Source organism: Frankia sp. CgJB1 (assembly GCF_977947065.1).
Genome location: NZ_CDWTNB010000102.1, coordinates 10,979 through 14,418 on the forward strand (window position 1 = coordinate 10,979; position 3,440 = coordinate 14,418).

At 71.9% G+C, this 3,440-nt stretch carries 4 protein-coding genes and 2 pseudogenes; 4 read left to right on the forward strand and 2 right to left on the reverse strand.

The features are described 5' to 3' along the window. Together AC08OT_RS12835 and AC08OT_RS12840 are read left to right on the forward strand one after the other, a co-directional pair. Positions 1-812 (forward strand): hypothetical protein (locus AC08OT_RS12835; RefSeq protein WP_476602851.1); only part of this gene is annotated, 812 nt, incomplete at its 5' end. Then, the gene (locus tag AC08OT_RS12840; protein ID WP_476597477.1) at positions 769-1,380 is read left to right on the forward strand and encodes a histidine kinase dimerization/phospho-acceptor domain-containing protein; all 612 of its coding nucleotides are present in this window, start codon (positions 769-771) and stop codon (positions 1,378-1,380) included. The genes AC08OT_RS12835 and AC08OT_RS12840, both read left to right, overlap by 44 nt. Here the strand turns inward: AC08OT_RS12840 and AC08OT_RS12845 are convergent. Next, positions 1,310-1,732 (reverse strand): annotated as a pseudogene (locus tag AC08OT_RS12845) (acyltransferase family protein); the annotation flags it as partial. The gene AC08OT_RS12840 and the pseudogene AC08OT_RS12845 sit on opposite strands and share 71 nt — an antisense overlap. A gap of 539 nt (positions 1,733-2,271) precedes the next feature. Here AC08OT_RS12845 and AC08OT_RS12850 point away from each other — a divergent pair. Next, on the forward strand, positions 2,272-2,541 hold the full coding sequence (locus tag AC08OT_RS12850) for a hypothetical protein (protein ID WP_476594105.1): 270 nt from the start codon (positions 2,272-2,274) through the stop codon (positions 2,539-2,541). Next, a complete protein-coding gene (locus AC08OT_RS12855) occupies positions 2,538-2,897 on the forward strand; it encodes a type II toxin-antitoxin system PemK/MazF family toxin (RefSeq protein ID WP_476594104.1) in 360 nt (119 codons plus the stop codon). Before AC08OT_RS12850 ends, AC08OT_RS12855 begins: the two co-directional genes overlap by 4 nt. Positions 2,898-3,111: 214 nt before the next feature. Here AC08OT_RS12855 and AC08OT_RS12860 read toward each other — a convergent pair. Beyond that, positions 3,112-3,440, reverse strand: a pseudogene (locus AC08OT_RS12860) (hypothetical protein); the annotation flags it as partial.

Sequence of the window (3,440 nt, forward strand, 5' to 3'; positions counted from 1 at the left end):
AGGAGGCGAGCCGCGCGTTGGAGGCCGCCGAGGCCGCGACCGCGGACCGGGACTGGCCCGCGGTCGCCTGGCTGTTGGCGATCCCCGTCGCCGGCATGCCGGCGACCACCACCTCGCCGATCGCGATGGTGCCGGCAGCCGCGGCCGACCCGCTGGTTGCGACAGCCGAGGTTTCGGTGGCCCCCACACGGGCCACACGAGCGGCCCACGTTCCCCGAGCGGACCTGGAGGAGGTGGAACGCCAGCTCGCCGCCGCCCTGGAGCGGGCCCGACAGGACGGCGAGCGAGCCGAGGCTGCGGACCAGCGGGTGGAGGAAGCCGACCGGGTACGCGGCGACCTACGCGCCCGCCTGATCGAGCTCGGCGCCCGGTGTCAGCAGGCCGAAGAGGACCGCGACGCCGCGCTGGCCACCGCCGCCGCCGCGCTCGCCAGCGCCGACGCAGCCGACGCCGACGCGACCGAGGCTCGCGCTCTCGCCGCGGCGGCCAGCGTCGCCCAAGCCGAGGAGCGTGAACGGGAAGCCGAGGCTCGCTGGGTCGAGACGGCAACGCTCCTCACGGTTACCGAGGATCGGGCGGTCGAAGCCGAGCGGCTGGTCGAGCATCTGCGCCGGCGGGAAGCCCACCTCACCGCCCGCTGTCGCCCTCCTCGAGGAACAGGCCGCCGCTCCCCCCTCAACCCCCGGCCCGTCCCCGGCACCGGCCACGCCCTCCCCCGACGCGGAGACACCCGTCAGTGGGGCATCAGCCTGGCGTCGGCGGCCGTGGTTGTCCCGGCGGCCGGAGACCGTCATCCGCCGGGGCACCGATGAGGACTACCGCACGCACGTCCACGAACAGGCAAGCCTGACCGCGCGGCTGGAAGAGACCGACCGGCTGCGCCGCGATCTGGTCGACACCGTCGCCCACGAGTTCCGTGCCCCGCTTGCGGGTATCCGCGCTGTCCTGACCGATGCCCGCAGCGGAGAGGCGGAGGGCGGCACGCTGGCCGGCCGGCTCGACACAGCGATCGACAGCACCCGCCAGCTCGAGCGCCTCCTTGAGAGCATGGTCACCGCGACGACCGCCGCGCACACCGACATCAACGCCAGCGATTTCACCGCGGCTCTCGCCGATGTCCAGACCGTGCTGCACACCACCCACACCGGCTGCCTGGTCGTCGTGGACGCCCCCGCACTACCTGTCCGGATGGACGGTGCCACTCTGCGCCGGCTTCTGGGTGACCTCGTCGACAGCCGGGGCCCCGGTTCAGGCGCCACAGCAGTGGACCGATCGCGACGGCGGTCAGCGCGAGACAGACCCAGAAGGCAGGCACGACCCGCAGGAACCGGTGCCAGAGGAAACGGGCGGTGGATGGTGCCCGCAGGTGGCTACGGGTGATCAGGAAGCCGCTGAGGAGGAAGAAGCCGTCCACGGCAAATGTGCCGAGGTCGGGGGCGCCGGGCAGACGTGTCAACGGGTCCGGTTCTCCCCGGACGAACAGCCATGAGTGGGACACGAGCACCGCGCCGGCCAGGATGAGGCGCAGCGCGTTGAGGTTGTTGCGGTGAGGATCGAAGGCCGCGGCCAGCGTGCCGGCCCTGGGTGTGGGTGTGGGTGTGAGCACGGGTATCGGCTCCGCTGTGGGGCTTCGCTGGTGGGGGACCCGGCGGGGAGACACGGCGAACGGTGGGTGCTGATCGGTCATGCGGTGTGGTCCCTTTCCTCCGGACGTTCCTTTCCCGCCGGACATCCGGTGCCGGGGACGCTGCTCGGCCGCCCGCCTCGCGGGCGCTCGTCACGCACCGGCACCATTCAACCCTAACGTAAGGGTAGTGTTTGCTGTGCGTGTCATGATGTATACGAAAACCGCATCCGGTGACGTGTTCCGATCGGACCACCGTTTCCCTGTGCCGCGTGGTCCGGCCGGCGGCCCCGGCCCTCCCCGGGGCAGGCGCTCGATACGTCGTTCCGTCCGAAGCCGGTCCGATGGTCAGGGGACGTGGATGGTCAGAGCAGGTGCACGCCCCGGCCGGGTGCGCATCGTTCGTCCGAAACGTTCGTCCGAGCGTATGTCTGGCGCGGGGAACGGCAATCTGAACCGTGCCCGATCAGGCCGGTGCGGCTGGGGACCTGCGGCCGGGCATCACGCCCCGTAGGCACCATCGCGCCGAGCATGGGCGACATGGGCGATGTGGGCGTCCCACAGCACCGCACTCGAGGACAAGCCGCGCTGTCGTAGGTCGACCTACTGTCGTAACTCGACCTATAGCAGGTGCCACACTGGAGTGTATGGCTACGACATCTATGCAGCTGGACAGCGGGCTACGCGACGAACTAGCGGAGATCGCCGAGCGGGACTTCCAGGGCGTGCCGCTGGGCGAGGCGGTCCGGCGCCTGGTCAAGGAACACAAGATCAACCGCATCATGCGGCGGTACGAGGAACTGCGCGCCAACCCCGAGGAGTGGGCCAGCTACCAGGCCGAGGCGCGGCTGACCGACGACGCGGCCGGCGACGGCCTGCCGGATGCACGTGAGGAGTACCCGGAGTACCACCGGTGAGCCGGGCGCTGAGGCTCGCGCCCTGGCAGGTGTGGCTGGTGGACTTCGGTCAGCCGATCGGGCAGGAGCAGGGCGGCCCGCGCCCGGCCGTGGTGGTCGGCTCGGCGACGCACTGCCGGTTCCCGATCGACATGGCCCTCGTGGTGCCCCTGACCGCGCGTGACCGGGGCCTGGACCATCACGTGCGCATCGACTCGCCCGAGTCCGGCCTGGACCGGCCGAGCTGGGCACGCACCGAGGAGATCACGGCGGTATCCACCCAACGGTTCACCCGGTCCACACCGCTGGGCACCGCGTCGGCCACCGAAATCGCCAAGCTGAGCGAGTGGCTACGCGAGATGGTCGCCTTCGGCTGACCCGCCGCGGGTGCGGCTGGCGAGTCGCGCAGGTTCGCCACGTCACCTCCCCGTCCCGTTCAGCCCGACATCAGCGTTGCCGCCGCAGCGTCCAGAACAGCCAGTTCCCGGTGGCCGCACACGTGGCCACGTCTCGTGGGCCGGTCGCGGCACGGCGGCGCGCCGGCAGGGGTTCGCCCCGGTGCACGACCGCGGACCGGTCCCGGTCGACTGACTATCGCGAATGATTCCTCTGAGCCAGGACGGCGCCGACCTCACCGCGCAGTCGATCCGCCCGCCGGCGAAGCTCGTCCGCCCGGATGTCGAGAGCACGCCGCGCGGCGAGCAGTTCCCTTTCCGGCACGGCATCGTCCCCCAGCAGGCCCCGCTCCCCCGGTCGGGGCCCGTTCGAGGGTCGGGGCCCGTTCGAGCCCACCCGCCCGGCGACCGGCCGCATCCGATCGTCGAACCGGTGCCGTTCGTCCACGAGGCTCGCCAGCTCCGCGCCAATGCGGTCGAGGTCCCGGCGCAGCCGGCGGCGCGCGCGGCGCAACGCCGGCCCCG

What these genes read in the sequence shown, in the direction of transcription:
- AC08OT_RS12850 (WP_476594105.1), top strand. Translation starts at nt 2,272, where the DNA reads ATGGCTACGACATCTATGCAGCTGGACAGCGGGCTACGCGACGAACTA.